Genomic DNA, 26,270 nt, shown 5'->3' with positions numbered 1-26,270 from the left:
GCGGAACCCTCCGCGTTATCGATCACTACCCTTTAACTCTCCGCTTCAGGAAATTCGGAGTTGGGGTTACGCACACGGGCGAGGTAGGTGGTGCGTGGCGTCACATTGAGCAACCCCAGCAAGTAGTAGTTATGCTTCTCTTTCTTCCACTTGGCAACCCGGCTCTGCTCATCATTCTTATCACCAAAGACAATCGCCTGGGTTGGGCAGACGGCTTCACAGGCTGTAACGATGTCACCATCGTTAATCACATAGTCAACTCGCCCGGCTTGCACCGCCGCCTTCTTGGCCGCAATCCGGGCCGCACTGATGCGCTGGATGCAGTAACTGCACTTCTCCATCACACCACGGTTGCGGACGGTCACTTCAGGGTTGCGCTGCAACTGCAAGCTCTCGGTGCTAAGATCGGTGTACTGGAAGAAGTTGAAGCGTCGCACCTTGAAGGGGCAGTTATTTGAGCAGTATTTGGTGCCGACGCAGCGATTATACACCATATTATTGAGGCCCTCATAGTCGTGAACCGTTGCCGCCACTGGGCAGACAACCTCACAGGGCGCTCGCTCACACTGCACACAGCCCACCGGCTTGAAGTAGGTGCTAGGATTATCAAGGTTGGCACCAGCATAGTAGCGATCAATCCGCAACCATTGCATCTCGCGTCCAACCGCCACCTGATCTTTACCCACCACTGGGATGTTATTCTCAGCTTGGCACGCCGCGATACAGGCATTACAGCCAATACAGGCATTGAGGTTGATCGTCATCGCCCAGGCGTTACGCCCTTCGTAGATGCTATCCTGATTGGTCTGAAGGCTCAAGTAGCCATCGGTGCCGGGGCCAGCAACATCCTTGCCATACTCCCGCTGATAGACTTCCTTCTTAATGTACTCAGGACCTTCCGTCTTGAAGCGATCAAAGACGCCCACGCGGTAGAGGTCGCGCCCCTCCATCGTCCAGTGGTTCTGAGTGGAGACGAGTTGGTAGCGGCGGTTGAGATTACGCAGGTTGCCCCGACTGAGGCCAGTCACAAACCAGAGGGCGTTACTCAGCCGAATTGGGTAGGCATTGACCCCCACCCCGTTACCGACGCGCCCAGCGGCGCTGCGGCCATAGCCAAGCATCACCGTGATCGAGTTGTCGGCATGGCCCGGCGTGAGCCAAATGGGCAACTCAATGCGCCCACTGCCCTCATAGGCAATCGAGACGACGGTGCCATTAGCGGCGGTAATACGCTCAAGGTTGATTTCGCGCTGTTTCGGATCGGGATGCGCGAGCGGGTTGCCGCCGTTGGCAAAACCAAGCCCCAAGTTGAAGAGGCGGTCGGCGGTGCTAGGACTCATCAACGCAGCATTGTCCCAAACCAACTGGCTAATCGGGCGTGGCAACTCCATCAGCCAACCATTGTTGGCATAGGTACCATCATAGAGGCCCGCATCAGGCCGGAAGACCAACTCAATATCATCGCTGCCGGGCGTAGGCACATCAGCAGCCGTAACCGCACCACTATTGAGCGTCGGGGTCACGGGAGCAGCGGCGGTATCAGGAATAATGCCACTCGCCAGCGCCTCATGCCAGAAGCGCTCAAAATCGGCGGCACCGCTCTGCTCCTGCCAATAGGCACGCACCAGATCGCGAGGGCGCGCATCAGGCAAGCCAAGCAACACCGCAAGCAACTCGTGGGCGGTCTTGCCCCGATAGAGCGGCTCAATCAGCGGCTGGATAATACTGGCAGTACCATCAAAGGCGCGCGCATCGCTCCAACTCTCAAGGCTATGAGCCGCCGGCACATGCCACGTCGCCAACTGGGCCGTCTCATCAACAAAGAGGCCATGATGAACCACCATCCCAGCCCGGCGTAGCGCATCGGCCAGGCGCAGGTCACCCGGCGCATCAAAGGCGGGATTCCCACCAAGAATCACCAAGAGATCCACACTCTCGCTATTGAGCTCACGGATCAGATTGGCAAGATCACTGATATGGTTCGCCGGACGAGCCACAACCGGCTCGGTATAGATCACCGTCTCGCCCACATTACCGAGAGCTTCATTGATCGCATGGGCCAGAGCGTGTACCACAGGGGGCTGCTGGTCGCCAGCAATTACGAGGCTGCTACCACGGTGGGCCTGCAGATCAGCCAACAGTTTGGTCAGGAAATCACTGGCCTGCGGCGAGAGGCCACTGGCGGGACTACCGACACCCAAGCCAGCGGCGAGGCTCTTGGCAAACGCAGCGATATGGCCAGCCTGCAGCGGCAAGCGATGATCCGCCGTAGCCCCAGTCGTCGAGGGGGTCGCCTCAACCACATAGAGCCGGTTCATCTTCTCGCTCTCTTTAGTCACCTTGCGCGCATCAGCGAAGGCGCGGGCATAGGCAATAAAGCCGGGGCCGGGGGCAAGGAAATCGGCATCGAGCGCGACCACCACATCAGCCTTGCTAAAATCATAGCGGGTAGCGACATCCTCACCAAAAGCGAGGCGCGAACCCTCATAGACATTATCGCGGTTGAGCGGCTCATACTGATACCAGCGGCACTGCGGGAAGCGCACCTGGAGATCGGCCAACTGCTGGGCGAGCGTCGGCGATGTAATGGTCGGCGTCAGAATACGCAAGCCCGCGCCGGTTCCTGTCAGGAGGGGCGTAACCGCAGCCACAAACTCATCCCAACTACGCACCTCACCCTGCTGAAGGATCTGCTGCGAACGGTCGGGATCATACATGGTCAGAATATCGCCCTGGGCAAAAATATCCGTAGCCCCCCAACTCGCGGGGTGAACCGGATTACCCTCAATCTTCGTGGGGCGACCATCATTAGAACGCACAATCACCCCGGTAGCATAGCCACCGAGGGTCACCGCTGTTGCAAAATAGTTAGGGATACCGGGGATACGGTTCATCGGCTGGCGGTCAAAGGGCGCAATCTGCTCAGGGGGCATGAAGGTACAGCCCGTCACCCCTGCCAAGGCCAGCGAAGCGCCCATCAGCTTCAGGAAGGTACGACGGCTTACCGGATTATCACCCAACTCAGCGGCACCACGGGGAAACTCACGCTCAAGCAACTCACGAAAGGCTGGCGTATCGGCCAACTGATCGAGCGAGCGCCAATAGTCCTTACCATGGGTATTGCGCAACTGCTCACGGACGGTCTCAAGATCAGGGTTAGGGGTATGGCTCGTCATAAACAGAATGCCTCGGGGGGGCGCAGAAGCCTGCGCGCCATCTGATCAGAACTACGTTGCGGGAAGCCTTGAGGGCGACAGCCCCACTGAGCAACCCTCAATTCGCGGCATGCCCACGATGCTGCGCCTAACGATGGCATGTCCAGCAGTTTGTCAACTGATCGGGCGGCATAATACCGTACTGAGCGACAAGCTGGGCACCAAGCTCGCGCTGGTTTGCCGGATGGACATATTCCATGTTGTAGACTTCTTCAAGTGGGCGGACATAGTTCTCGGGGTTGCGGTGGCAATCCAAGCAGAAGCCCATAAAGAAGGCTTGCGTCTGCCAAACGACCGGCATCTGATCAACGCGACCATGACATGTCGAGCAGCCGACACCCTTGTTTACGTGGATCGAGTGGTTGAAGTAGACAAAGTCGGGGACGCGGTTGACCTTTTCCCAAAGGACAGGATCACCGCTGGCGTAGCTCGCACGGACGGGTGCCAGATCCGGACTTTCTGTCTTGATCTGCGAGTGGCAGGTCATACAGGTTTCGGTGGCAGGAATGTTGGCAAAATAGGATTGCTCAACAGAAACATGGCAGTAGCGACAGTCAATACCCAGCACATCAACATGCAATTGATGACTGTAGGGCACTGGCTGCTCAATTGCCACATTGACCTGCCGATAGGCATTGGAGCGGAAGAAGACCGCTATCAGCAGGATGAGCGTGGTCGCTCCGAGTAGTCCGGCGAAGATGCTGACACGAACGAACAGATTGGCGTTACGGGGAAAAATCTGACCCATGCCTCGTTGCCTTCTAGGGGAACCCTGTGCAGGAGAGTGCTGGCCCTATTATACGGGCGCTTGTCTTTTGTGTCAACCAAAGATGCTCTACCATAGCGTATTTCATAGCGGTTATAACGCAATATAATGCCGCAAAACCTGTATTTTGCGGCACAAACAACGCCATGCAGATTTACATATAGTTCAGGCGTAGCGCGTAGGTGCTGAGATACTAAAGCGGGTAAAAGCTGTGCATGAGTCTGTGCATTATGGGAATAGGGCATGGTGCGAGGACGCGGGGGTATTCAGCGCATGCTGATGCCGCAAACCTATTTTCGCAATAGCGCAAAAGTAACGCTGTGAATACGCCATCCTGGGTGTGCGGGCCAAAGGCCCGCGCACCCAGACAGCGTTCCTTTTGCGGTATTGCCTATTTTCTATTTTCTCGTTTCTATTTTCTCACTTCTGTATGCTTCTCTCAAGGATACATGGATGAGTTACAAGTGGTGCGGTGGTTTCGGCAGGCTGGCTTCGGCTGCGCCTTGACGCGCCTGCGCCCCTCAAAGGAACGCGCGATAGGCCGGATTGTCGCTCTCGTCCACATGGCGGTAGCCTAAGCGTTCGAGTGACGCATGGAACCGCTCAAGGTCGCGGGGGGGCACTTGGATTCCAGCCAAGACGCGCCCGTGGGCACTGCCGTGGTTGCGATAGTGGAAGAGGCTAATATTCCACGACTCATCGAGCGATTCGAGAAACTGCAAGAGCGCACCTGGCCGTTCGGGGAACTCAAAGCTATGCAGGCGCTCATCCACGGCTTCGGGCGCTCGTCCGCCTACCATGTGGCGCACATGGAGAATCGCCAACTCATTGTTGGTCATGTCAAGGACTTCATAGCCTTGGGCTGCTAGGCTGGCAATGATGGCGGGGCGCTCGTCGCGGTGGCCCAATTCAACCCCGACAAAGATGCGGGCATCGGGGCGTGGGGCGTAGCGATAGTTAAACTCGGTAATATTGTAGCGTCCCAGATCGCGGCAGAAACGCTTAAAGGCCCCCGGACGCTCAGGAATCGTGACGGCCAGCAGGGTTTCGCGCTGCTCACCAATCTCCGAGCGCTCGACAACATGACGTAGCCGCCCAAAGTTCATGTTGGCACCGCAGGTCAGGGCAACCAACTGTTCACCCACAAGCTCGCGTTCGTTGACATAGCGCTTCAAACCAGCTAACGCCAAAGCCCCGGCTGGCTCTTGGATGGCGCGCGCATCATCAAAGATGTCCTTGATCGCCGCACAGACCTCATCGGTACTAACGCGCACAATCTCGTCTACATATTGCTGCACCAGTTTGAAGGTATGCTCACCGACGCGACGCACCGCCACCCCATCAACAAAGATGCCCACTTGTGGCAAGGTGATCCGCTCGCCAGCCTGTACACTCTGGTACATCGCATCGGCATCATCGGGTTCAACCCCAATGATCTGAATCTTGGGGTTGATACTCTTGAGAAAGACCGCAATCCCCGCAATCAGGCCACCGCCACCAATCGGCACAAAGACGCGGTAACGCCCAGCGCGCATCTGGCGCGAAAGCTCAAGGCCAATCGTCCCTTGGCCCGCAATCACCAGCGGATCGTCATAGGGATGCACTAAGGTCAAGCCAAGTTGCTCTTGGAGTACATAGGCATGGGCCTCAGCATCGCTATAGCTATCGCCAAAGAGTACCACTTCGGCATCACGGGCGCGGCAGGCATTGACCTTGATTTCGGGGGTTGTTACCGGCATCACAATGACGGTTCGCACGCCCAGGCGCTGACCTGAGAAGGCGACACCCTGAGCATGGTTACCTGCCGAGGCGGCAATCACCCCGCGTGAACGCTCATCGGCACTCATATGGGCCATGCGGTTGTAGGCGCCGCGCAGCTTAAACGAAAAGATCGGCTGCAGATCCTCACGTTTCAAAAAGACCTGATTCCCAAGGCGGGCCGACAAACGTGTCGCCGCCTGCAACGGCGTCTCAACGGCCACATCATAGACCCGACTGGTCAGGATTTGTTGGAGGTAGGTTATGTTCACGAGGGCTATTCCTGTTTCGATTGCAGATTGCAGATTGCAGATTGCAGATTGTAGATTGTAGATTGCAGATTGCAGATTGCAGATTGCAGATTGCAGATTGCAGATTGCGGCATGTTCAAGGGTAGTTGGTATTAGGGCGGTTGTCCTACAACCTGCTCGTGGGGCTATGCCCCAAACCCCATTTTTTTGTTCCGTGTTGGCGGCGAAGCCGCCAACACGGAACAAAAAGAGTTTTTTTGGGGGAGGCTTCGCCTCCCCCAAACCCCCGCCAGGGGCTTACGTTATGCATCTGGGGCTTCGCCCCCACCAGAGCGTAGCGAGTCTACCATGTCCATACTTGTTGCACAAGTGTGGTAAGCTATTGTAGGTAGCGGAGTTTTGTATCACGAAATCTAAGACCTATGAAACGTTTCCTGCTGTTTGGTTTGGCGCTGCTGATGGTAGCCGCGCTTATGCCTGCCGCTGAGTCGGCGACGGCGCAGCATAACGCTCGCCAGCCGGTTGCCTCGCCTGTTTTTGGCCTCAATTCGCATTTGGCTACGCGCTATACCGATCCTACGACAATGGACATACCCGCCCAGCTTGTGACCGAACTGGGGATTACGTGGGTACGTGAAGATTTCCACTGGCACCGTGTGCAGCCGCGCCGCGATATTTGGGATTGGACCTATACGGATGCGGCGATGCGGGCGCTGTTGAGCCGCAATGTGAGGGTGCTTGGGGTGCTTGGCCCTTCGGTGGGCTGGGCGGTGCCTCATAGTGGCGACCCCCACAATGATGTCTCCTACTACGCGCCCGATCATGATGCTTTTGTCCACTATGCCCGTGGGGTGGTAACGCGGTATCATCGCCATGTAAAGCATTGGGAGATCTGGAACGAGCCTGATCACCCCTATTTCTGGCGTCCGCATCCCGATGTGGCCGCCTATACGCGGCTGCTGATCAGCACCGCTGCGGCCATCCGTGAAATCGATCCCACAGCTACGATTCTGATTGGCGGTATCAACCCCTACGATACCAGTTTCCTGCGGGGAGTGGCCGCACACGGGGGGTGGAATAGCTTTGATATTCTCGCCATCCACCCCTATGTGAATCCCTATAGCCCTGAGCATGGCAATCTCGCTGCCGCCACCGACGGGGTGCGGGCAGTGATGAACCGCTATGGTCAGAAGCCGATCTGGGCCACCGAAGTTGGTTGGGCGAGTGGGGCTTCGGATCGCGATAGTATCGGGTTGGCCGATGACGAGAGCCAAGCCAACTATCTGGTACGGGGCAACCTTATGCTCTGGGAGAGCGGAATCGAAAAGATCTTCTGGTACACCTTCAAAGACGACCCGGACAACCCTTATGGATTGGTGCGTTTTGGGGAAGGGCGTGACGACTTCCGGCGCGAGTTGTTCAAACCGGCCTTCTATGCGCTCCGTACGCTGAACCAGCAGATGGCGGGGGTGCGCTATGTTGAACGGCGCGACCTCTTTAACCAACATGTACTGGTAGACTTCACCGATCTTGAGGGTTGGCAGCGCCCGCACCAAGCGAACGGAACGTTACACCCAAGTGGCCACTCGCGTGAGTATGAGCAAGCGGCGGAGTTGCACTATCGCTTTATGACCAGTGGCAACGACTATGTTGTCTTTAAGCACGAGCCACCCATTCCCATTCCTAGTCAAGCTCACGCCCTTGGTGCATGGGTCTATGGTGATGGCAGCACCCACCTGCTCAGGGTGCGGATACGCGACGCGCAGGGCGAAGTGTTGCAATACACCCTTGGGCCGGTGGGCGCACCGGGGTGGCACTTCATCCAGACGCCCTTGGGCGGCGCAGTAGAGCCGGGTAACGTCATTGTGCCCGTAGCGGGCGGCAACCGGCGCCTCGACTTCCCTGCCGAACTGGTTTCAATCATCCTTGATGACTTCGTAGACAGCTTCATTGGCTCAGGCGTGATCTGGATTGACGATCTACGCATCGTCAGTGGGCACGAAATCTACAACCTGCGCCTCTTGCGCGGCAATGATGCCCTCGACATCCTCTGGTCGCCGCCGGGGGCGCGGGCCAACCTCGCCACCGCCAATCGTAGCGGCATCCTCGTTGAGCGCGACGGCAACCAGAGCTTCGTGCCTGCCGAAGAAGGACGCCTGAGCTTCAACCTGGGGCCAGCGCCGGTCTATGTGTGGCACCGGCGGTGATACCATATTCAGATTGTAGATTGTAGATTGTAGATTGCCGAACATGGCGTCCTAATGGGCATTAGCGTTCTTGAGTTGCAAACCATGCCTCTCTATGATAGACTAGGCGCATCGTGGCCCGGTAGCTCAGTGGATTAGAGCACTAGTCTTCGGAACTAGGTGTCGGGGGTTCGAATCCCTCCCGGGTCGCCACGATGAAGGCGGGTCTTTTTGCAATCTCTGTGATGGGGAGGGTGAAGCCCTTCCCTTTTCGATTCTCGTCACTTTTTGAACAAGGGGTTCACAACGCCAACAAGAAGAGGGGCAGAGGATGGCACCATAGAGACATCAAGGACACAGAGATAGTAACGGATGGAGTGCCAACAATGTTGATGGCCATACCACACCCTTCCCGGTGTTCTCGGTGCCTCTATGGTGCAACCCTCTACTCCTCTCCCTGCCCCTCCTAACTCGCCTGCTGCTCGCGCCGGGGCGGGGTTAAGGTCTTCGCCGGGTTTGGGGGCGTGGCGCGCACTATTTCGGCGTAACGCCGCGTGCTACGCGGGTCGCGGTGGCCCAGGATGCGCCGCACCACCTGTTCGGGGTAGAAGGCGATCAACTCGGCTGCGGCGGTATGGCGCAGGTGATGCAAGGTGTAGCGTGGTACTTCGCGCCCATCCACGATGTCTACCAAACGCGCATGCTTGCAGACCAAGACCCAACGGCGGTGCAGCGTATCATATGAGGCACGATTGCCCCGCGATGAGCGGAAGAGCGGGGTGTCGGCAGGTAGGCTCTCGTCCATATCGCGCACCCAACTGCGTAACCCCCGTAAGCTGCGCGGCATCGCGTCGGGCGTGAGTACCACCATGCGCTTCGTACCACTCTTGCTATCGTGAACCAGCAAGACCTCTCGGCCTGGCTCAAGGATCACATCTCCAAGATTCAGGTTGAGGACCTCATCAGTACGCACTCCAATCTCGCGGAGCAGCGTAAAGATCAACCGATAGGGCTGGGTCGCACTGGCAATCGCCGCATCCAACGCCCGGCGCTCCGTCTCGCTTGCAATCGGCTGGGGGCGATGTTCGGCATGGTGGCGTGCGCCCACCTGATCGACCGGATTGTGCAGCGCATACCCCTTAGCCACCGCCCAGCGGAAAAAACGCCCTAGACTAGCAATCCGCCGATTGGTCGTCCCTGGTTGCTCGTGACGACTCTCTAAAAACACTTTGATGTCACTGATTGCAATCGTCTCGATCGGCTTCGTCATCGCAGCGGCTGCAGTACGGAGATCGCAACGATACGAAGTGATGGTGTTGCTGCTCAGGCCATGTTCACGTTGAATGTCGCTTAGGAAGCTTTCGAGTTCGCTTGCGATAGTGCGCGACCGTTGGCCATTGAGGCTGCCGCTTGTAGACATATCACTCTCCTCTATAGCGCCTATCGTGGCGCTCTCCCATACGCAGAGGGGCTGCGTAGGTGTGAATAGCAGGTCGGACTATCGCTGGCGTGCGCTCCATCCTAGGCAGTCTGGCGACAGATGCGCAGGGGCTTGGCCCTCTGCCGGTAGCTCAAGGGATGCCACGTAGCTATAACCCTTGAAGCCTAACCTATTTTGCATTATAGCAAAAACTTCAATCCTTTTCTAGTTCAGAAATGTGAATATTTGAGATCTCAGCTATCGGTAGGTCTTGCACACAAGATCGGCAAGCGTAGTCGTTTCAATCTACCTCATATGATCATTGCACGATCCATGCCAGATAACTACATGGCGCTCTAGCGCCATCCGCGTTATATCTGGCATCTTGCGGACAAGCAATTATTTTTGGGTTCGCCGGGCATAAAGCTACAAGGCCCGCAAGCAGGCTCTATGAGATACTTGCGATCCCGCAACTTCCCGCTACACTGGCGGCCATGGCACATTCGGCCCCGGCCCCGGCTCAGGAAATGCGTTGCTGCTAATCAGGTGGTCGAGACGCCGCCGTAGCGCACGCAACTCAGGTTTGGCCAAGAGATCGTTCAGGAGTTGCACCGCCGGATGCTGGTGCTCAAGGCATGTACGCAGGTGGCCGAGCGCGGCCAGCAGCTCTGGGCCAAGGGGCTCCCCCATAAAATCCCACAGCACCGTCCGCAACTTGAGTTCGTAGTGGAAACAGATGCCGTGGTCAATCGCCCAGAGTCGGCCATCCAAGCCTTTGAGCCCGTGGCCACTCTTGCGGTCGGCATTGTTAATCACGTAGTCGAAGGCGCAGAGTTGGCGCAGACGCTCATCATAGCTACCCTCTTTGAGCATCGTGAAGAGGTGCGCTTCATCATCATTGGCAACGAAGAACTGGAGCATGCCAATCCCATACGGCCCATCGCGCACCACCGTCGGCGGCACCAAGCCAAAGCCGAGACACTCCGAGACCACGTAGGCAGCCGCTTCGCGGCGGTAGAGCGTCCCCTTGGGGAAATCCCAGAGCGGTCGTTCGCCACGGCGCGGCTTGTAGATGGCCAACAGCTCAACATCTTCGTGTTCAACCCGTGTCAACAGCGTGTAATTACTGCTGAAGGGCATTGCGCCCTCCAGCATCAGCGTACCGTTGGCCAGTGCCTCAAGCACGCGGGCGACACCAATGGCTTGGGGTTGATCATCCATGACACTACTCTGGTGGTGTGAGCACCGGGCCATGACCATTGCGATGAGGGCAGAAGTGCCCACTAGGATCAATCGGACGCCCACAGTTGCCGCAGATGGGCCGTCCGGCGGCAACCACCTGGGCTGCATGGCTCGCCAAAGTGCGCATCTGCGCCCGCGAAGCCGAAAAGCGCGCCGTCTGCGCCTCCTCCTCTTCCTCAGCGACGGTTCCTTGCACCAAGAGTACCACAAGGTCACGGTCGCTATCGTAGCCCAAGCCCATCTGCCCGATGCGGAATTCGGGCTCTAAGGGCTCCTCCAGGCTCATGTCGGTCACCAGCAGATCATCGGAGGTAGACAAACGGGGATTCTTTTCCGCCAAGCTATCGAGCAGCCGTCCAATCGCATCGGCAAGGGCGCGAATTTGTTCTTTTTCGGCCAGCAGCGTAATCATCTGGGCGCCACGACGGGCCTGCACATAGAAGACCCGCTGGCCTTTGGGGCCAACAGCACCGGCGGTGATGCGCTGAACCGAGTCGAGATCAATGGTAAACTCAGACATGCTCCTGCTCTGGGTGCGGCCCGCCTTCGGCCTCTGAGGACGAAGGGGCTGCGCTAGACGCGGGTGCCTCTGGGCGCGGACGCAGATGTTCGAGCGAACCGCTGTCGTTCAGGGCCAGCAGCCGGGGGCCCATGCGCTCAAAGGCAAGTGCCGTGAGTGAGCAGGGGTTGATTACCAGCCGCTGAAAGAGATCAAGGTGCATACCTATATAATAGGCGGTCGCCAATTTGATAATGTCGGCATGCGAGACAACGGCGATGATCTGGTTGGGATGTTGGCTCCGCAACTGATCGAGCGCCTGCACCATGCGCATCTGGGCTTCACCCAATGTCTCGCCGTTGGGAAAGCGCGTACCACTTGGATAGTGCTGCACCCCGGGCCACAATTCGTGCTTGTATAGCTCTTTCAGTTCGGCTCCTTGCCAATCGCCGTAACGCACCTCGCCAATCTGCTCAACCAAGCGCAAGGTAAGCCCGCGCGGTTGGGCAATGGCCGTGGCTGTTTCGACACAACGCTCAAGTGGACTCGTATAGATAGCACTGATGGGCAGATCGCCAAGTCGTTCACTCAGGAGCGCTGCTTGACGCCAGCCCTCTTCATTCAGATGGACGCCCGGCGTCCAACCGGCGAGGCGACCATGGACCCAATCGTTGGTTCCATGACGGATTAGCAACAGTAGGCTCAAAAGATGCTCCGTTCTTAGAGGCTGTCTGAAAAGTCTATGAACTGGCGTTGGAGTGCCGGCTTCAGCCGGCTAAAGCCGGCACTCCAATGCATACCCCCACTAGCTTTTCAGACAGACTCTTAGGCCTTGGCCTGCAGAACTCCAATCCTAGTTGGGAAGGCAGCATGAGGCATGGTTTCAGAAAAACCGAAGGTTACTTTACCATGTTGCGAGGATGCGTGGATGCGTGAGGCGAAGAGGCGAGGGCTTCGCGTCCTCGCGTCTTCGCGTCTTCGCGTCCTCGCAAATGGTGAAAAGCTCTGCATCTCTGCAAAAACGCTCTACCTAAAAGCCCTTCCCCTACCCCCTCATGATACCACAATCTGTTGCTCTAAGCCGGAATGAAGTCGGTAGTAGTAGCCACGTTGCGCCAGCAATTGCTCATGGTTGCCATCTTCAACAATCCGCCCTTTGTGCAGCACAATGATCCGATCAACATGGCGAATCGTGCTTAGGCGATGGGCAATAATGATGCTCGTGCGCCCGCGCAGCATCCGCTCCAGCGCATCCTGGATCAACGCCTCGGTCGCAGTATCTACGCTACTCGTGGCTTCGTCTAGCACCAGCAGTACCTCCGGGTTGAAGGCCAGTGCCCGCGCAAAAGCCAAGAGTTGGCGCTGCCCCACCGAGAGGTTGCTGCCCCGTTCGCGCACTGCGTAGTCGTAGCCGCCCGGCAAGCGCTCGATGAAACTCGCCGCATTGACCAACTCGGCGGCGCGGCGCAAGGCTTCATCGCTGATCGTTTGGCTGTGCAGACGAATGTTGCTGGCAATCGTACCCGAAAAACAGACCGGATCTTGTGGCACCGCAGCAATGTGGCGGCGCAACTCGCGCTGGGCCACCGTGCGAATATCCACTCCATCAAGCATAATCCGCCCCGCCTGTACATCATAGAAGCGCGCCAAGAGACCCACGAGGCTGCTCTTGCCCGCTCCCGTGGCCCCCACAATCGCCACCGCCTGGCCCGCCGGGATCTGCAGGTTGATACCATGCAACACCGGTTCGTCGGGTGCATAGCCAAAGACCACATTCTCAAGCGTAATCGTGCCGCGCACCGGCGTGGGCAGGCGCTTGGGCTGCTCAGGATCGCGCACCTCCTCTTGCGTATCGAGAACACCCACAATGCGCTCCATCGCGGCCATTGCCGCTTGCAGGATCGTGTAGCGTTCGGCCAGGTTGCGGATCGGCTCAAAGGCGCGTTGCGTGTACTGCACAAAAGCTACCAGCATGCCCAACGAAGCCCATCCCCCCAAGACGCCCGCACCGCCACCCCAGAGCAGCGCCGCTGTGGCGAGGGCCGCCATGAATTGCACCGTCGGCATAAAGATCGCAAAGATTAGCACTGCATGAACATTCGCATCCACATACTGTCCGCTCAAGTGGGCGAAATGCTTACGGCTCTGCGGCTCTTGGCCAAAGAGTTGCGTCACCAGCACGCCACCAATCTGCTCGTTCAGATAGGCATTGATCTGCGCCAGCCGCTCACGAATGATGCGGTAGGTTGCACGCATCACGCGCTGGTAGATCAGCACAATCAGGGCCAACACTGGCAACGTCGCTAAACTAATCAGCGCCAATTGCCAATTGAGTACAAACATGATCACAATGATTGCCGTGAGCGTCACCAGATCGGCCAAAATCATCACCATGCCCTGAGTCAGGAACTCATTAAGCGCATCCACATCATTGGTGATACGTGTCAACAAGCGCCCCACCGGGTTGCGGTCGTGAAAACTGAGACTCAAGCGTTGCATATGTGCAAAAAGTTTGAGTCGCAAATCCATCATCACCGCTTGGCCCACACTATTGATAAGGTAGTTGTGCAGATACCGCAGGGCAAAGTTGCTCACCAACACCCCCGCATAGAGCGCAAAGATGCTCCAAAGCCCCTCAAGTTGCCCGGCGCTAATCGGCCCATCAATCGCCTGCTGCACCAACAGCGGCGGCACAATCTCAGTAAGGGCCGCGCCAATCAGCAGCGCAATCGCCAGCAGCAGCCGCAGCTTGTGCGGCGCAACAAAGGGCAACATCCGCCGGATGAGACGCCCGTCGTAGGCTTTGCCCATAATGCTGTCGTTATCGAAACCTCGTGCCATGCCTCACGTCCTCGCCTCTCCGCATCCCCGCCTCCGCGCCTCCGCGCCTCCGCGCATCCCCGCCTCCCCGCCCCCTCGCCTCTCCGCCTCCCCGCCCCCTCGCCTCTCCGCGTCTCCACCTCCCCGCATCCTCGCCTCTCCGCCTCCCCGCCAAAAATGGCTACGAACCATTCCCAAGCAACAACACACCCAGACTGATCACAAACATCCCAACATGGAACGAGGCATGGCTCACCATCGCCGTCTCTAGGTTGTAGCGCCAGAAGAGCCAGCCAAAGTAGATGCCTGCCAAGGCGTTCAGCAGAATGGTGCGGACGATAATGAGCGGCGTGAGAACCACAATTGAGGCCATCGCTGGCAGGTGGCCTACACCAAAGGCAATCGCCGCCACAATGATCGCCGTCCAGACCAGTGCCGCATGGGGTACCCCAGTGCCCCGTTGAAACACCCGCCAGCCCATCCAGACCAGCAGACTCATAAAGCCCCAGCGCAGCAACAACTCTTCGGTAATGCCTCCATACAGCACCCCCATCACCAATTGCATAAGGGGGTTGTCTGCCGTTGGCAACTCGCCAATCAACTCAGCATTAGCAAAAGGATCCATGAGTTGATCCAACCCTGTGATGATCAACATCAACACAAGGCCAGTAACAAACGCCATGGGTATGTGCGGGCGTAGATTGGGCCAGATCACCGTACCTGAGCGCACCCGCTCTGCCACTAACGAACGCAACCCAACCCGATGGGCCAGCAGCGTGCCAACCGCAACCGCAATCGCCAGCAATATGAGTGGATTGAGCAGTAAGACTGCTATGAGCACAGGGGTGGGTAGCTCAGTCAGTTCTGGCGGTAACACATCTACCTGATCAAAGATAAACGGGATCAGCGTCAGCACACCGAGCAGACCCAGCCCCAAGAGCGCCACAAAGGTCTTGGCAAAATGGGTTGCCGGCGGCGGCTGGTTGATCAGCGTGTTGGTATTCGTAGGTGTTGTCATCATCGTGTGCTCCTAGTGGAAATTCAGGGGAAGCGAAGCCTCCCTCGAAGAACATTGTTAGCGCGAAAAAGTCCGGGGCCGCACCGCTTGGCTTCGACAAGCTCAGCCAGCGGCTCGGTGGCTCGGTGGCTCGGTGGCTCGGTGGCTCGGTGGCTCGGTGGCTCGGTGGCTCGGTGGCTCGGTGGCTCGGTGGCTCGGTGGCTCGGTGGCTGAGCCTGTCGAAGCCAGCCTGTTGAAGCCACCGTGAGGCCAAGCTACAACTCCTCAAGCTCCGCTGCAAGCAACTCCCGGCGATACATCGCCGCATAGTGGCCATTGATTCGTAGGAGTTCACTGTGGCTACCCCGTTCGGCCACCTGGCCCTCGTGCAGCACAATGATCTGGTCGGCTGCACGCACCGTGGCGACCCGCTGGGCAATAATGATGCTCGTGCGCCCTTGCATGACGCTGCGTAGCCCAGCGAGAATCTCGGCAGCGGTGTGGCTGTCTACACTACTCAGGGCATCGTCGAGCACCAGAATCGCCGGATCGCGCACAATTGCTCGCGCAATTGCGACACGCTGCTTCTGCCCACCCGACAAAGTTACCCCCCGTTCGCCTACCAGCGTATCAATCCCGTCGGGGAATTGTTCAAGATCGTTAACCAAACGCGAGACATGAAGCGCATGTTCGAGCGTCTGTTCCTCTACCTGCTGTACCCCAAAGGCAACATTCTCGCGCAACGCTACACTAAACAGGAAGGTCTCTTGGGGTACATAGCCCACCGCTCGGCGCAGATCGGCTAGATCGAGGCTACGCAGATCATAGCCATCCAGCAGCACTTGGCCCGCATCGGGATCGCGCACCCGCGCCAACAGATTGACCAGAGTCGTCTTGCCGCTACCAGTTGCTCCTACGATCGCAAGCGAGCCCCCAGGCGGAATGTGGAACGAAATATCGCGTAGCATCCAGGTGGGGCGTTGCAACCCTGCCAATCCAGGCTGCTGCTCGGCAAAGCGCACCCCCACCTGATCGAAGGTCACCGCACCACGAGGCGTGGGCAAGGGCTGTGGTGTGGGCGGATTCACAATCGCAGGTTTACCCTGAAATATCTCAACCAAGCGGCCCATCGAGGCAGCCGCCTGTTGATAGAGTGAAACCACCCAGCCCAGCATCAGCACAGGAAAGGTGAGCAAGCCCACATAGGCATTGAACTGCACCAACTGCCCCAGTGTAAGCTCCCCAGCCACCACCAAGCGCCCGCCGACAAAGAGAGTCAGAGCGGCTACTGCGCCGAGGCAGAGCAGCATCGTGGGCCAGAGCGCCCCACTCAGCAGCACATAGCGCAAATTCAGTTGGCGGTAGTGTGCATTATCGGCGGCAAAAACGGCCAACTCAGCCTCCTCTTGGCCATAGGCTTTAATCGTGCGGATACCCGAAAAATTCTCCTGGACGCGGGTCGAAAGCAGCCCAAACTGGTCTTGCACCTTGGTAAAGATGCGCCGCATGCGGTTACCTACCAGCACAAAGACCAGCGTCGTCATAGGCAGCAGCAGTAGCACCACGAGGGCTAGGGTGCTGTGCATCAGCAACATCAGGATCGCGGCAGCGCCAAAGGTAAGCAGTGCCGTCGCGGTGCCACTAATCCCAGGGCCAAGCAACTGGCGCACACTACTCAGATCATTCGTAGCCCGTGCCATCAGATCGCCGGTATGGTGCTGGCTAAAAAAGGCTTGATCAAGGCGCAGATAGTGTTCAAAGAGATCGCGGCGCAGATCATGCTCAATCTCATAGGAGGCACCCGCAATCAGCATGCGCTGGATGAACTTAAAGCTACCATCGGCCAGTGCAATCAGCAGCAGCAGGGCACCATAGTGCAGCAACTGGGTGGGCAACACGCCAGCAGTGGTCAATTCATCCACCGCCAAGCGCAGCACCAAGGGTGCTAAGGTACTGACGCCCGCCCCAAGGGCCGCACAGAGCAAACCCGCCAGCATAGCGCGGCGGTAGCGCACAAGGTAGGGCCAAAGATGACGCAGATGATTCATGGTGCTACTATAGCACCCAGAAGGGCGGCAAGCCCTCAGTCGGGAGGCGGATTTGGGCTTTTGGGGGGCGCGGGCAGTTTGGTAGCGAAATCATCACATTTTGCTTAAAAGCAACGATTGACAAATTTTGTTGCCTTCTATATAATTTAGCCCAGAGCAAGACGTTTTAACATCTGATACATTTCTGTTTCCAATCCCGGTCACGGGTATGGATTGGTGCGACAATCGCCGCCAGGCGCGCTAGTCGTACCTGGTGTTCTCTACTGTGGGTCGTGTCTGTAAGTAGTGGAGGTTCGCCCATGCGCGACGATGACGATCTGGTTCCCCCGAAATGGCGTTCGCTGTTCAACAACCAGGACTGGCTGATGCATGACATCATGGTGAAATCCTTCTGGGGTTTTGGTGCCATCGCAGCCGTTGCCCATCTGTTGGTCTGGATTTGGCGCCCGTGGTTGCCATAATGCCTTCAGAGGCAAGCGGTTTAGGGATGACGGGCGTGCTATCGCCCGCCAGGGCGATGCCCAACGATTCAAAAGCCTATAACCTCTAAGGAGTTGAGTTATGCCTCCACGCAGTCCAGTTCGCACGAACATTGTGATTTTTACGGTTCTTGGTTTTGTGGTTGCTCTGCTTGTTCACTTCGTGGTGTTGAGTACGGAGCGCTACAATTGGTTCGACAATTCGGATAGCGCCGCCTCGTCTGTGATGCTCGTCTTCAATTCCCTGATTGCCCTGCTCTAGATGATCGCTGGTGGCACTCCTCGTGCCTTGAGTATGGGGTGTCTCGTGAAGTGAGCAACAACCGCCAGCACGCTCTGCTGGCGGTTGTTGACTTTCAGGGGCGTGTTGCCCTAAACCACACCATATGCACCTTTGTTGCACATAGTTCAACACGTTGACCGGCTAAAATAACGGGTGTATACTTTCATGTCGGAGCCGGCTCCGTACAGATACGGCACCGCCGAGCTGCTGACCTGGAGTTTTAGGAGACTCCTATGCAATCGCCAACTCGTCCTACTGATCGACAGGCGGCGATCTTTATCTCGGTGGCAGTCGGCATCTTTGTGGCTGTCATCACCATTGGCACCTTCTGGTGGATCTATAGGCTTGTGGCAGCAGCGGATGCTCCGAATGTTGCTGCCGCTGAGTTGGCCCGTGCCACTTGGAATACCGATGATGGCATTCGGGCGATCACGGAGGCTGAACCAAACCTGGTTCTCGACGGTGATCCGCGTGAACCATGGCTAGGTGAGGTTGCTTGGATTGAGGGTGTCCAGGCAGGTCAAGCCTGGGTTGATGAGTTCCCTAGTCCCGTGAACGTTCAGGTTCTGACGGGCATGGACTCGGCCCAACTCTGGACCTACATGCAGTTGTATGTCTCTGGTGGCCTCGGTGTTGGTTGCCAGTATTGCCACGACATCAACAATTTTGCCCTCGATACCTACCCCGAGAAGCTTGCTGCGCGTGATATGTTCTATCTGGTGGCTGATCTGAATGCCATGTTTATTGTTGATCTGCCTAATTGGCAGGGCAACTACATTCAGTGTGCAACCTGCCACTACAATGCGCCGAAGAATCTTGAAGGCTTCAATTCGCAGTTTGTCAAGAGTGTGCCCGATATTCCGGTCACCGTTGAGATTCTTGACGATCAGGGCGAGCGTGTCCTCGATCCGGCTCTCAAGCCTGAAGAGATTCGCACCCCCGTTGGTCTCCAAGATGCCGTGATCTGGTATATTTATAACTACCAGGTTTGGAAGCCCTACACGGCAGACGATCCCGCGAGCGGGCGTGGTTCTTTGGCCTTGACCTTCAACGGCGGGCCGACCCAAGAGCAGGTCACGATCAATCAGAATGTGATGAACTACAATGCGTGGTCGCTTGGGGTCGGTTGTACCTTCTGCCACAACTCGCGCAACTTTGTGGCCTATGAGTTGGACGCGGCTGGTCGCAATGTGATCGATCCGCTGGCAGGGTATAATAAGCTTAAGGCCCAGCAGATGTTGCTGATGACTACCTACATCGCTGAGGAGTGGGCGGCCTTTGATGGGTTGCCCGGCTATGGCGCTATTCCCCACGATGAGGTGCCGTCGGCGTTGAGTGGTGGCGCAAGCCGCTTCTCCTACCGCACTCTGGGCGATGGTCAGATCTATAATGTGCCCGCGTGCTACACGTGCCACCAGGGCATGAATATCCCGCGTGGCTCGATCAACCAGTCCAGTATCCCTGAAGGTGACGCCGGTGTGGTGGTTCTTCCACCGATCTTGCGTGGTAATTAGTGCGATCTTGCGAGGATGCGTGAGGCGAAGCGGCGAGGGCTTCGTCTCCTCGCAGCCACCGCGCCGCTGGCTGAACCCTGAGTTTGTCGAAGGGGCGAAGCCAAGCGGCGCGGTTCAGAGCTTTTTTGCGCTAAGGCGCTTGTAGCATTACCGTCGTAGTGCCGACGTTAGTCGGCATCCGGGGGTTGTCAGCGACCTCAGCCGACTAACGTCGGCACTGCCTAATGGCGCAAACGGGTGGTTGCAGAAAGGCCTTTCAGCATACCGTTGGAGTGCCGACGTTAGTCGGCATCCGGGGGTTGTCAGCGACCTCAGCCGACTAAGGGAAGCGGATGTAGTTGATTGCCCCGTTGCTTGTCCACCTTGAGCGAAGGTGCGTAGGAACGTTCCTGTTTGCGCCGTAGTGTAGTGCCGACTTTAGTCGGCTTCCCATCGCTGCCAAAGACCTCAGCCGACTAAAGTCGGCACTACGATGCCCGCCCATGGACTATTCAGCATGACAGGATGCTGGGATACGTAACAATTTCTGCTTCCCTAACGTCGGCACTCCGTCAGAGGCCAAACGGTAAAGTGTTCTGCAACCATCCCTTATAGGAGAAGTTGCAGAAAGGCGCTTGTAGCTTTACAATCTTGTAAGGACGCGTGAGGCGCATCCTTGCCTCCCCGCGTCCTCGCCTCCCCGCGTCCCCGCGTCCCCGCGTCATCGCGCCTCCCGCGTCCTCGCCTCCCGCGTCCTCGCCTCCCGCGTCTCACGTCCCCGCGTCCCCGCGTCCTCGCTTGGTGCCCCCCGCCCTGGCCCGAGATCTCTAGAAATGAGCCGCCTGATGAGCGACATGCGCAAAGGTTCCGGCCTTGCCCCTGCTCCCCCCGCTGCTTTGAGCCCGCTTGCTAGTGCGCGTGCTACGTTGATCCGCTCTTTGACTCTGATGAAGCCGGTGACTTGGTTTGCGCCGGCGTGGGCCTTCCTCTGTGGGGCTGTCGCTAGTGGCGGCTTGGCATGGGGAATTGATCCGTTGGGGCGCTTGGCAATTGGCCTCTTGATGGCTGGCCCGATCCTCACTGGTATGTCACAGGTGGTTAATGATTACTGCGACCGTGAGGTGGATGCGATCAACGAACCCAATCGCCTCATTCCTTCCGGTCAAGTTTCGCTGCGCCACGTCTATATCCTGACGGCCCTGCTGACCACGATTGGTGCGGCGATTGCTATCTTCCTCGGTGGGCAGGTTGTCCTCTTTGTTGGCTTGGGCCTGGTCTGTGCCCTTGCCTATAGCATTAAGCCGCTGCGTGCCAAGCGCAATGGCTGGTATGGCAATGCCCTCGTGGCGGTCTCGTATGAAGGCTTGGCCTGGATGGCCGGCCATGTCGCCTTTGGCGCCTTGACCACCCAAAGCTTTGTGATTGCGATGCTCTATTCGTTTGGTGCCCACGGCATCATGACGGTGAATGATTTTAAGAGCATGAAGGGCGATGCCAGAATGGGTATTCGCTCGATCCCAGTGCAGTATGGCAAGGTCACCGCTGCACGGATGGTCGTTACGATCATGGGCCTCGCCCAGATCGCTGTGATTGCGCTGCTCTTCTGGTGGGGCCATACTATTGCCGCTGCTGTGGTTGCGGTGCTGCTGACCCTCCAGAGTATTCCGAATGTGCGCTTCATCCGCGACCCTGAGAATAATGAGGTCTTCTTTAATGCGACCGCGATTATGCTCTTCGTCTGGGGGATGTTAGCAGCGGCGATTGGTATTGCGGCCTAGTAGGAGTAGCTCTATGGCGCAGCGTGTCTTGGTTGTTGGTGCCTCGGTTGGTGGGGCTATTGCGGCCATTACCTTGCGTGGACTCGGCGTCGAGACGGTGATGCTTGAGAAGGAGTTGGTCAAGGCCAAGCCCTGTGGCGGGGCCATTCCGCCCGTAGCCTTCACGGAGTTTGATCTGCCGCAACGCCTGATTGACCGTAAGATTAAGTATTGCTTGATGGTGTCGCCCTCAGGCCAAGAGACGATTGTGCCGGTGGCGGGCAGTGTGCCGTCTGATGATGATTATGTCGCCATGGTGCGCCGCGAGATCTTTGATGGTTTTCTGCGCGAACGCGCCCAGCGCCGGGGTGCCGATCTGATCCATGGCCAGTTGTTGGGCCTAGAGGTTAACCACGCTGGCGTAACGGCGCGCTATCGCTCAATGGCCAATGGCCAGGAGCAGACCATTCAGGCTGCTGCGGTGATCGGTGCTGATGGCTGCTATTCGCCCACGGCGCGTATGCTTGGCTTGCCCCAGATGCCACGGGCGGTGGCTATTCAAGAGCGCATTGCACTGCCTGAAGCGCAGATGGCCCGCTGGGCCGAGACCGCAGATCTCTATTTGGGCTCTGAGGTTAGCCCCGATCTCTATGCCTGGGCCTTCCCCAAGTGTGACCATATTGCCCTTGGGATTGGGGCGGGGCCGCGCTATACGGCCCATGCCAAGCGTCTCTTGAGTAACCTGAAGACGCGCTTGGGCCCAGCGATTACAGGCGGCCAGTTGCTCTTGCGGGAGGCCCACGCCCTGCCAATGGAACCGCGCAAGCATATGGCCTTTGAACGGGCTATGCTCGTGGGTGATGCGGCGGGCTTGGTGGTACACACCTCAGGCGAGGGCATCTATTGGGCGATGAAGAGCGGCCAGTTGGCAGCCCAAACGCTGGCACACTTCCTTGATGTGCCCAGTGCGGCCAACCTGCGTACCTACGAGCGTATCTGGTGGCAAGAGTATGGCCTCATGTACAACTTCCTGCGTTGGCTCCAGTGGTGGGGCTATGGCAACGAACGGCAGATGGAGGTCTTTACCGAAATGTGCCGCAACGCCGATGTGCAGCGCCTGACCTTTGATAGCTACATGTACAAACAGATGGCCCCGGCCCCTTGGCTCGTGCAGATGCGTATGACCAAAGACATCATCATGGCCCAAGTGCGCAACTATTTGCAACGCCGTACCCCGGTGCGTGAACGCCTGGGGCTGGCCGAGGTAAGCTAGAGTTCGGTTTGTTCAAGAAGGGGTGTATGCGGAAACCCGGTTTCCGCATGCACCCCTTTTCTAATACAACCCGCGCAGTTCAGGGCTCTTGCGCAGGCGCGAGAGCAGGGCGCGCTTGAGTGTATAGACCTCTTCAACTGATCCAAAGTGATTGTGGTAGCGGGCAAAGATCTCGGCAGGCTTCATCCCCAGGATGAAGGAGCTACGCATGACAATCCGTTCAAGCTCAGTATTGAGCAGGCCATCCACCAGCTTCCAGAACTCCTCACGGCTCACGCGCTCGGTGGCCTCTTCATCAGCGTGGCCGAGGCGCTGATCGTTCCAATTGACATACTCATCGGGAATAATATCGGCACAGGACTGAGCGCGGGCGGTATCAATCACCACACAGGTGGCACAGCGGCGCAGATAGTTGAGCAGCGCGGCCAAATTGGGGAACGAAGCGAAGCGTGGTGCAGGAATAGCCCGCCAGAAGCGCGTAAAGGCCGCACTGACAAAGAACTCACTGCTCTCACCGCTAATGGCAAAAGCCCCACTCCGACGCACCCAATGTTCCACAAGCGGCGCATACTGATCAAAGAGGTAACCCCAGGCGCTATCATCGCGCTCCACCAAAGCGCGGCGGAAGAGCTCATAGGCAAACTGAGGATCGTATGGCTCATGCTGATAGAAGCGGCGGCTCTCAGCCGAGGCACGCTGAGCCAGTGCGCTCAACTCCATGCGCTCGGCTTCAGCGCGGGTCTCGGGCGTAGAGGTGATCACTTGGCTAGGACTAACGATCATCGGCTGAGTCATGGCTGGTCTCCTCTCTGGCATCGCATCTGGTTGCCACGTTTATACTGAGACCAGTCTAGCTTGCCGCGCCCACAATTTAGAGGCGAGTCACCTCCTGCTTACCTGACGAAATGGGGAGGTTGGGGCTATGTTTTGCGCCGACGGCATTGTAACCATATAGAGGTTTGTTAGCGCGAAAAAGCCTTGGGCTCGTAGGGGGCGTCGCGTTGGCTGAGCTTGTCGAAGCCACCACAGCGGCACCGAGGGCACAGAGTGGGGCATATCCTCCTTCTCACTCGTCACGCATCACTCGTCACTGATGCTACATGTCGGACGTTGTGGCTCATCACCAAAATACTCACGCCACTCCGCCGCCGTGAGTTCACGGTTGGCCAGTCTGCATGCCGCCTCCATCCACATCTCCGGGCGCAGGTCAAGCGTCCAGAAACCAAAGCTCTGGATAACAAAGAGTTCCTCGTCGTTGCGAAAGGCAAGCGCACGAATCCAGCTACTACCGCTCGATGTACGTAGTGGATAGCCAAAGCGCCGCCGGGCCGCGACATCCCAGAGGACAATCGTCTGATCACGCGAACCCGAAGCGAGCATGCTGCCGTTGGAGTTGAAGGCTAGGCTGACAATCAAAGCGCGATGACCAACTAGCGGTGCCGCGATCCGCTCGCCTTTGTTAACATCAATCAGAAAGACACTCTGTACGCCGCCAGCAGCCAAGAGATCGCCCTGCGGGCTGAAAGCGAGGCTGGAGATCTCTTCGTTGCCCTCATCAAGTGGATTACTGAGCAGCGATGCATCGGTGAGATTCCACAGGAAGACCTGGTTATCCGAACTACCCGAAACCAGGATGCTGCCATCGGGACTGAAGGCGAGGGCGGTGATGCGGGCAGTGTGGCCTATGGGTGTCTCATCGTCGCCTCTGCCATAGGGTAGCTCAAGCGCCGGTTGGCTAGGCTGATCCAGATCCCAAACAACGATCCGGCCATCATTGTTGCCCCACGCGAGACGGCGGCTATCGGAGCTAAAGGCCAGTGTCCAGACATTAGGATCGCTTCCCTCCGTCGCTGCAAGTTGGAGCGGAGGTTCGATCTCCTCACCCTCAGCATTCCAGAGTTGCACCCGGCCATCACGAAAGCCCACCGCGATCAATTGGCCGTCCGGACTCAGCGCAACACTACGTGTATTGGTGAGCGGTGGCGTGGCGCGGATGTCCGCATCTGCTGGCCTGGGTTGATCAGCACGCCGAATTGAGTAGTCTACGCTGCTGTCATCGCTATACTCGCGGCTAATGAGGGCGAGCGGTGTATTCTCATCGGGCAACGCCAACGCGAGACCCCGATAGCCGACCCTACCCTCAAAGGTACGCTGCCCCAACCACGCCGGGCGATCATAGCTCCAGAGAACAATCTGGCTGTCGGCACCACCCGTAGCGATTAACGTGCGATCTGCGCTGATTGCCACTGCATTGATGGGGGCGACGTGGGCGCTGTAGGTGAAGAGCGGACGACGCTCATTGAGATCCCAGATGAGCATGCTGAGATCACCGCTGACCGAGATGAGGTGGTTGTTATCGTCGTTGTTGTTATCGCCGGGTACAAAGATCAGGTCGTTGATCCAGCCGGTATGGCCGATTAACGGCGATCCTTTGAGCGCAACCGGCTCTGCGGTGAGATCCCAGAGGTAGATGTCACGATCCTGGCTGCTGACCAATGTTCTCCCATTGGAACTAAAGGCAAGTGTGGTGACACTTGTAGTATTCGTCACCCCGTCGGTAGTGAAAGTACGCAGCGGTTCACCAATGGCGGCCCCCGTCTCACTATTCCAGAGCCGCACACTGCCATCGTTGCTACTTGAAGCGAGTATGCTACCATCATCAGGGCTAAAGGCCACCCTGCGGACACTACCTTCATGCCCAGTGAGCGCAATTGGATCACCACTCCGATGATCAATGCGCCAGAGGTAGACATTGCCATCATTGCCCGCAAAGGCTACCTGATCGTTATCTTGGGGATGAAAGGCTACGCTTCTCACATGGTGGCTGATGGTGGCGACAGGGGCAAGCTGTTCGTCGGTGTGGAGGTTGAAGAGTACCACGTTGCGATTACTACTGCCCACCGCGACCGTGTTGCCATTAGGGCTGATGGCGATGCTGTTGATATCACAGTGGCAATCGTTGCTCCGTACAGGTTCACGGATGAGTTCTCCGCTAACCACATCCCAGAAATAGAGGACGCCCTGATTGTCGCCAGCAACGAGAATATTACCATCTTTATGAAAGGCAAGGCTGGTCACGTTCGTCCCTTCCACGCCCAGGAAGGTACGCAGGTTGTTGTTCGCACTCAACACACCATAGAGGCTACTCCGCACGATGCTGCGTATGTCTGGTTTCTCATCGCCACGCCGATAGGCTTCCACACTCAGCAGTGCCGCCAGGTCAGGTACGCTATTGGCGTTAGCAAGGGCTTGGGTGGCAATATCGTCCGGGTCGCAGAGCAACTCCCAACGCAGACTGTGCAACTCCGGCGCACTGGGGCCAATCAGCAGGCGTACACGCAACGGCAAGTCTTGTGCATAAGCATCACTCCTTGCCTGAATAAACTGCTGGTAGAGCTTACGATCTTGGAAGAGGTAAGCTCCAAGGCTGCGGCCATAGGCAGCATGATCCAACGTCTGGGCGAGCAGTTGCGATGCGGCAAAAGTCATGCGACCGCTGACGTGGCTTTCGGTTTCGCTGTGTAGGTGGCTCCGTCGCAATTCAACCGCATAACTTCCCACATCCCAACGGTGGATACCAAGCTCCAAATCCGGAAGATCAGGCATGGGTACTCCTTACAGCATACAAGGCTGCCACCGATGGTATTGAGTTGTGCTATGCTGATGCGTATTCGGGAAGATTGGCTTGATTATAGCATCATTAACGCGCAGGTAGCGCAAGCAACCCTGTTGTGTTACGATACTTGCAAGACTAATGTGGAACAAATGGAAGAATACAACAAG

General features: G+C 57.5%; 18 protein-coding genes and 1 tRNA gene. 7 read left to right on the top strand and 12 right to left on the bottom strand.

The genetic code is table 11. From position 1 onward, the window contains the following. Positions 1 to 32: 32 nt before the first annotated feature. The 3 genes from CJ255_RS05915 to ilvA form a co-directional block, all read right to left on the bottom strand. Positions 33 to 3,176, bottom strand: a complete 3,144-nt coding sequence (locus CJ255_RS05915) for a TAT-variant-translocated molybdopterin oxidoreductase (RefSeq protein WP_097643167.1) — start codon at positions 3,174 to 3,176, stop codon at positions 33 to 35. Positions 3,177 to 3,303: 127 nt separating this feature from the next. Continuing rightward, positions 3,304 to 3,963: a cytochrome c3 family protein gene (locus tag CJ255_RS05910; protein ID WP_097643166.1), complete on the bottom strand. Its 660-nt coding sequence runs from the start codon at positions 3,961 to 3,963 to the stop codon at positions 3,304 to 3,306. A 539-nt stretch (positions 3,964 to 4,502) separates the two neighbouring features. Further along, entirely contained in the window at positions 4,503 to 6,236 is a 1,734-nt protein-coding gene (ilvA, locus tag CJ255_RS05905) for a threonine ammonia-lyase, biosynthetic (RefSeq protein WP_320410730.1), read from the bottom strand. A gap of 176 nt (positions 6,237 to 6,412) precedes the next feature. Here ilvA and CJ255_RS05900 point away from each other — a divergent pair, with 176 nt between their 5' ends. After that, the gene (locus CJ255_RS05900) at positions 6,413 to 8,197 is read left to right on the top strand and encodes a cellulase family glycosylhydrolase (protein ID WP_097643165.1); all 1,785 of its coding nucleotides are present in this window, start codon (positions 6,413 to 6,415) and stop codon (positions 8,195 to 8,197) included. A gap of 115 nt (positions 8,198 to 8,312) precedes the next feature. Continuing rightward, positions 8,313 to 8,389 (top strand) — tRNA-Arg (locus tag CJ255_RS05895). Positions 8,390 to 8,642: 253 nt separating this feature from the next. Here the strand turns inward: CJ255_RS05895 and CJ255_RS05890 are convergent. The 7 genes from CJ255_RS05890 to CJ255_RS05860 all read right to left on the bottom strand — a co-directional run bounded on the left by CJ255_RS05890 (position 8,643) and on the right by CJ255_RS05860 (position 17,202). After that, on the bottom strand, positions 8,643 to 9,596 hold the full coding sequence (locus CJ255_RS05890; protein ID WP_097643164.1) for a tyrosine-type recombinase/integrase: 954 nt from the start codon (positions 9,594 to 9,596) through the stop codon (positions 8,643 to 8,645). A gap of 480 nt (positions 9,597 to 10,076) precedes the next feature. Continuing rightward, positions 10,077 to 10,817 carry an SCO1664 family protein gene (locus tag CJ255_RS05885; RefSeq protein WP_097643163.1) on the bottom strand — a complete coding sequence of 247 codons (741 nt, stop codon included), beginning with the start codon at positions 10,815 to 10,817 and terminating at the stop codon, positions 10,077 to 10,079. 4 nt (positions 10,818 to 10,821) lie between these two features. Continuing rightward, positions 10,822 to 11,358, bottom strand: coding sequence for a DUF3090 family protein (locus tag CJ255_RS05880; protein ID WP_097643162.1), 537 nt, complete (start codon positions 11,356 to 11,358; stop codon positions 10,822 to 10,824). After that, positions 11,351 to 12,043 (bottom strand): MSMEG_4193 family putative phosphomutase, encoded by a 693-nt coding sequence (locus CJ255_RS05875; RefSeq protein ID WP_097643161.1) that lies wholly within the window; start codon positions 12,041 to 12,043, stop codon positions 11,351 to 11,353. The genes CJ255_RS05880 and CJ255_RS05875 overlap by 8 nt, the downstream gene beginning before the upstream one ends. A gap of 347 nt (positions 12,044 to 12,390) precedes the next feature. After that, on the bottom strand, positions 12,391 to 14,178 hold the full coding sequence (locus CJ255_RS05870; RefSeq protein WP_097643160.1) for an ABC transporter ATP-binding protein: 1,788 nt from the start codon (positions 14,176 to 14,178) through the stop codon (positions 12,391 to 12,393). A 160-nt stretch (positions 14,179 to 14,338) separates the two neighbouring features. Next, positions 14,339 to 15,178 carry a CPBP family intramembrane glutamic endopeptidase gene (locus tag CJ255_RS05865; RefSeq protein WP_097643159.1) on the bottom strand — a complete coding sequence of 280 codons (840 nt, stop codon included), beginning with the start codon at positions 15,176 to 15,178 and terminating at the stop codon, positions 14,339 to 14,341. Positions 15,179 to 15,429: 251 nt separating this feature from the next. Further along, the gene (locus CJ255_RS05860) at positions 15,430 to 17,202 is read right to left on the bottom strand and encodes an ABC transporter ATP-binding protein (RefSeq protein WP_097643158.1); all 1,773 of its coding nucleotides are present in this window, start codon (positions 17,200 to 17,202) and stop codon (positions 15,430 to 15,432) included. Between the two features lie 299 nt (positions 17,203 to 17,501). On the opposite strand from CJ255_RS05860, the gene pufB reads away from it, so the two are divergent. The 5 genes from pufB (at position 17,502) to CJ255_RS05835 (ending at position 22,487) form a co-directional block, all read left to right on the top strand. Next, positions 17,502 to 17,663 (top strand): light-harvesting antenna LH1, beta subunit, encoded by a 162-nt coding sequence (pufB, locus tag CJ255_RS05855; RefSeq protein WP_097643157.1) that lies wholly within the window; start codon positions 17,502 to 17,504, stop codon positions 17,661 to 17,663. Between the two features lie 100 nt (positions 17,664 to 17,763). Further along, positions 17,764 to 17,943 (top strand): light-harvesting protein, encoded by a 180-nt coding sequence (gene pufA / locus CJ255_RS05850; protein ID WP_097643156.1) that lies wholly within the window; start codon positions 17,764 to 17,766, stop codon positions 17,941 to 17,943. A gap of 254 nt (positions 17,944 to 18,197) precedes the next feature. Beyond that, complete coding sequence (puf2C, locus tag CJ255_RS05845; protein ID WP_097643155.1) at positions 18,198 to 19,478, top strand: cytochrome c-554 Puf2C; 1,281 nt, start codon at positions 18,198 to 18,200, stop codon at positions 19,476 to 19,478. A gap of 824 nt (positions 19,479 to 20,302) precedes the next feature. After that, positions 20,303 to 21,235 carry a chlorophyll synthase ChlG gene (gene chlG, locus CJ255_RS05840; protein ID WP_097643154.1) on the top strand — a complete coding sequence of 311 codons (933 nt, stop codon included), beginning with the start codon at positions 20,303 to 20,305 and terminating at the stop codon, positions 21,233 to 21,235. A gap of 13 nt (positions 21,236 to 21,248) precedes the next feature. After that, positions 21,249 to 22,487 (top strand): geranylgeranyl diphosphate reductase, encoded by a 1,239-nt coding sequence (locus CJ255_RS05835; RefSeq protein WP_097643153.1) that lies wholly within the window; start codon positions 21,249 to 21,251, stop codon positions 22,485 to 22,487. 60 nt (positions 22,488 to 22,547) lie between these two features. On the opposite strand, the gene CJ255_RS05830 is transcribed toward CJ255_RS05835, so the two are convergent. Beyond that, positions 22,548 to 23,282, bottom strand: a complete 735-nt coding sequence (locus CJ255_RS05830; RefSeq protein ID WP_097643152.1) for an RNA polymerase sigma factor — start codon at positions 23,280 to 23,282, stop codon at positions 22,548 to 22,550. 285 nt (positions 23,283 to 23,567) lie between these two features. Next, positions 23,568 to 26,093 carry a WD40 repeat domain-containing protein gene (locus CJ255_RS05825; RefSeq protein ID WP_097643151.1) on the bottom strand — a complete coding sequence of 842 codons (2,526 nt, stop codon included), beginning with the start codon at positions 26,091 to 26,093 and terminating at the stop codon, positions 23,568 to 23,570. Positions 26,094 to 26,270: the final 177 nt, after the last annotated feature.

Origin of the sequence: Candidatus Viridilinea mediisalina, from assembly GCF_002532535.1 — a bacterium.
Classification (GTDB): Bacteria; Chloroflexota; Chloroflexia; order Chloroflexales; family Chloroflexaceae; genus Viridilinea; species Viridilinea mediisalina.
This window is presented reverse-complemented; position numbering and strand designations above follow the sequence as displayed.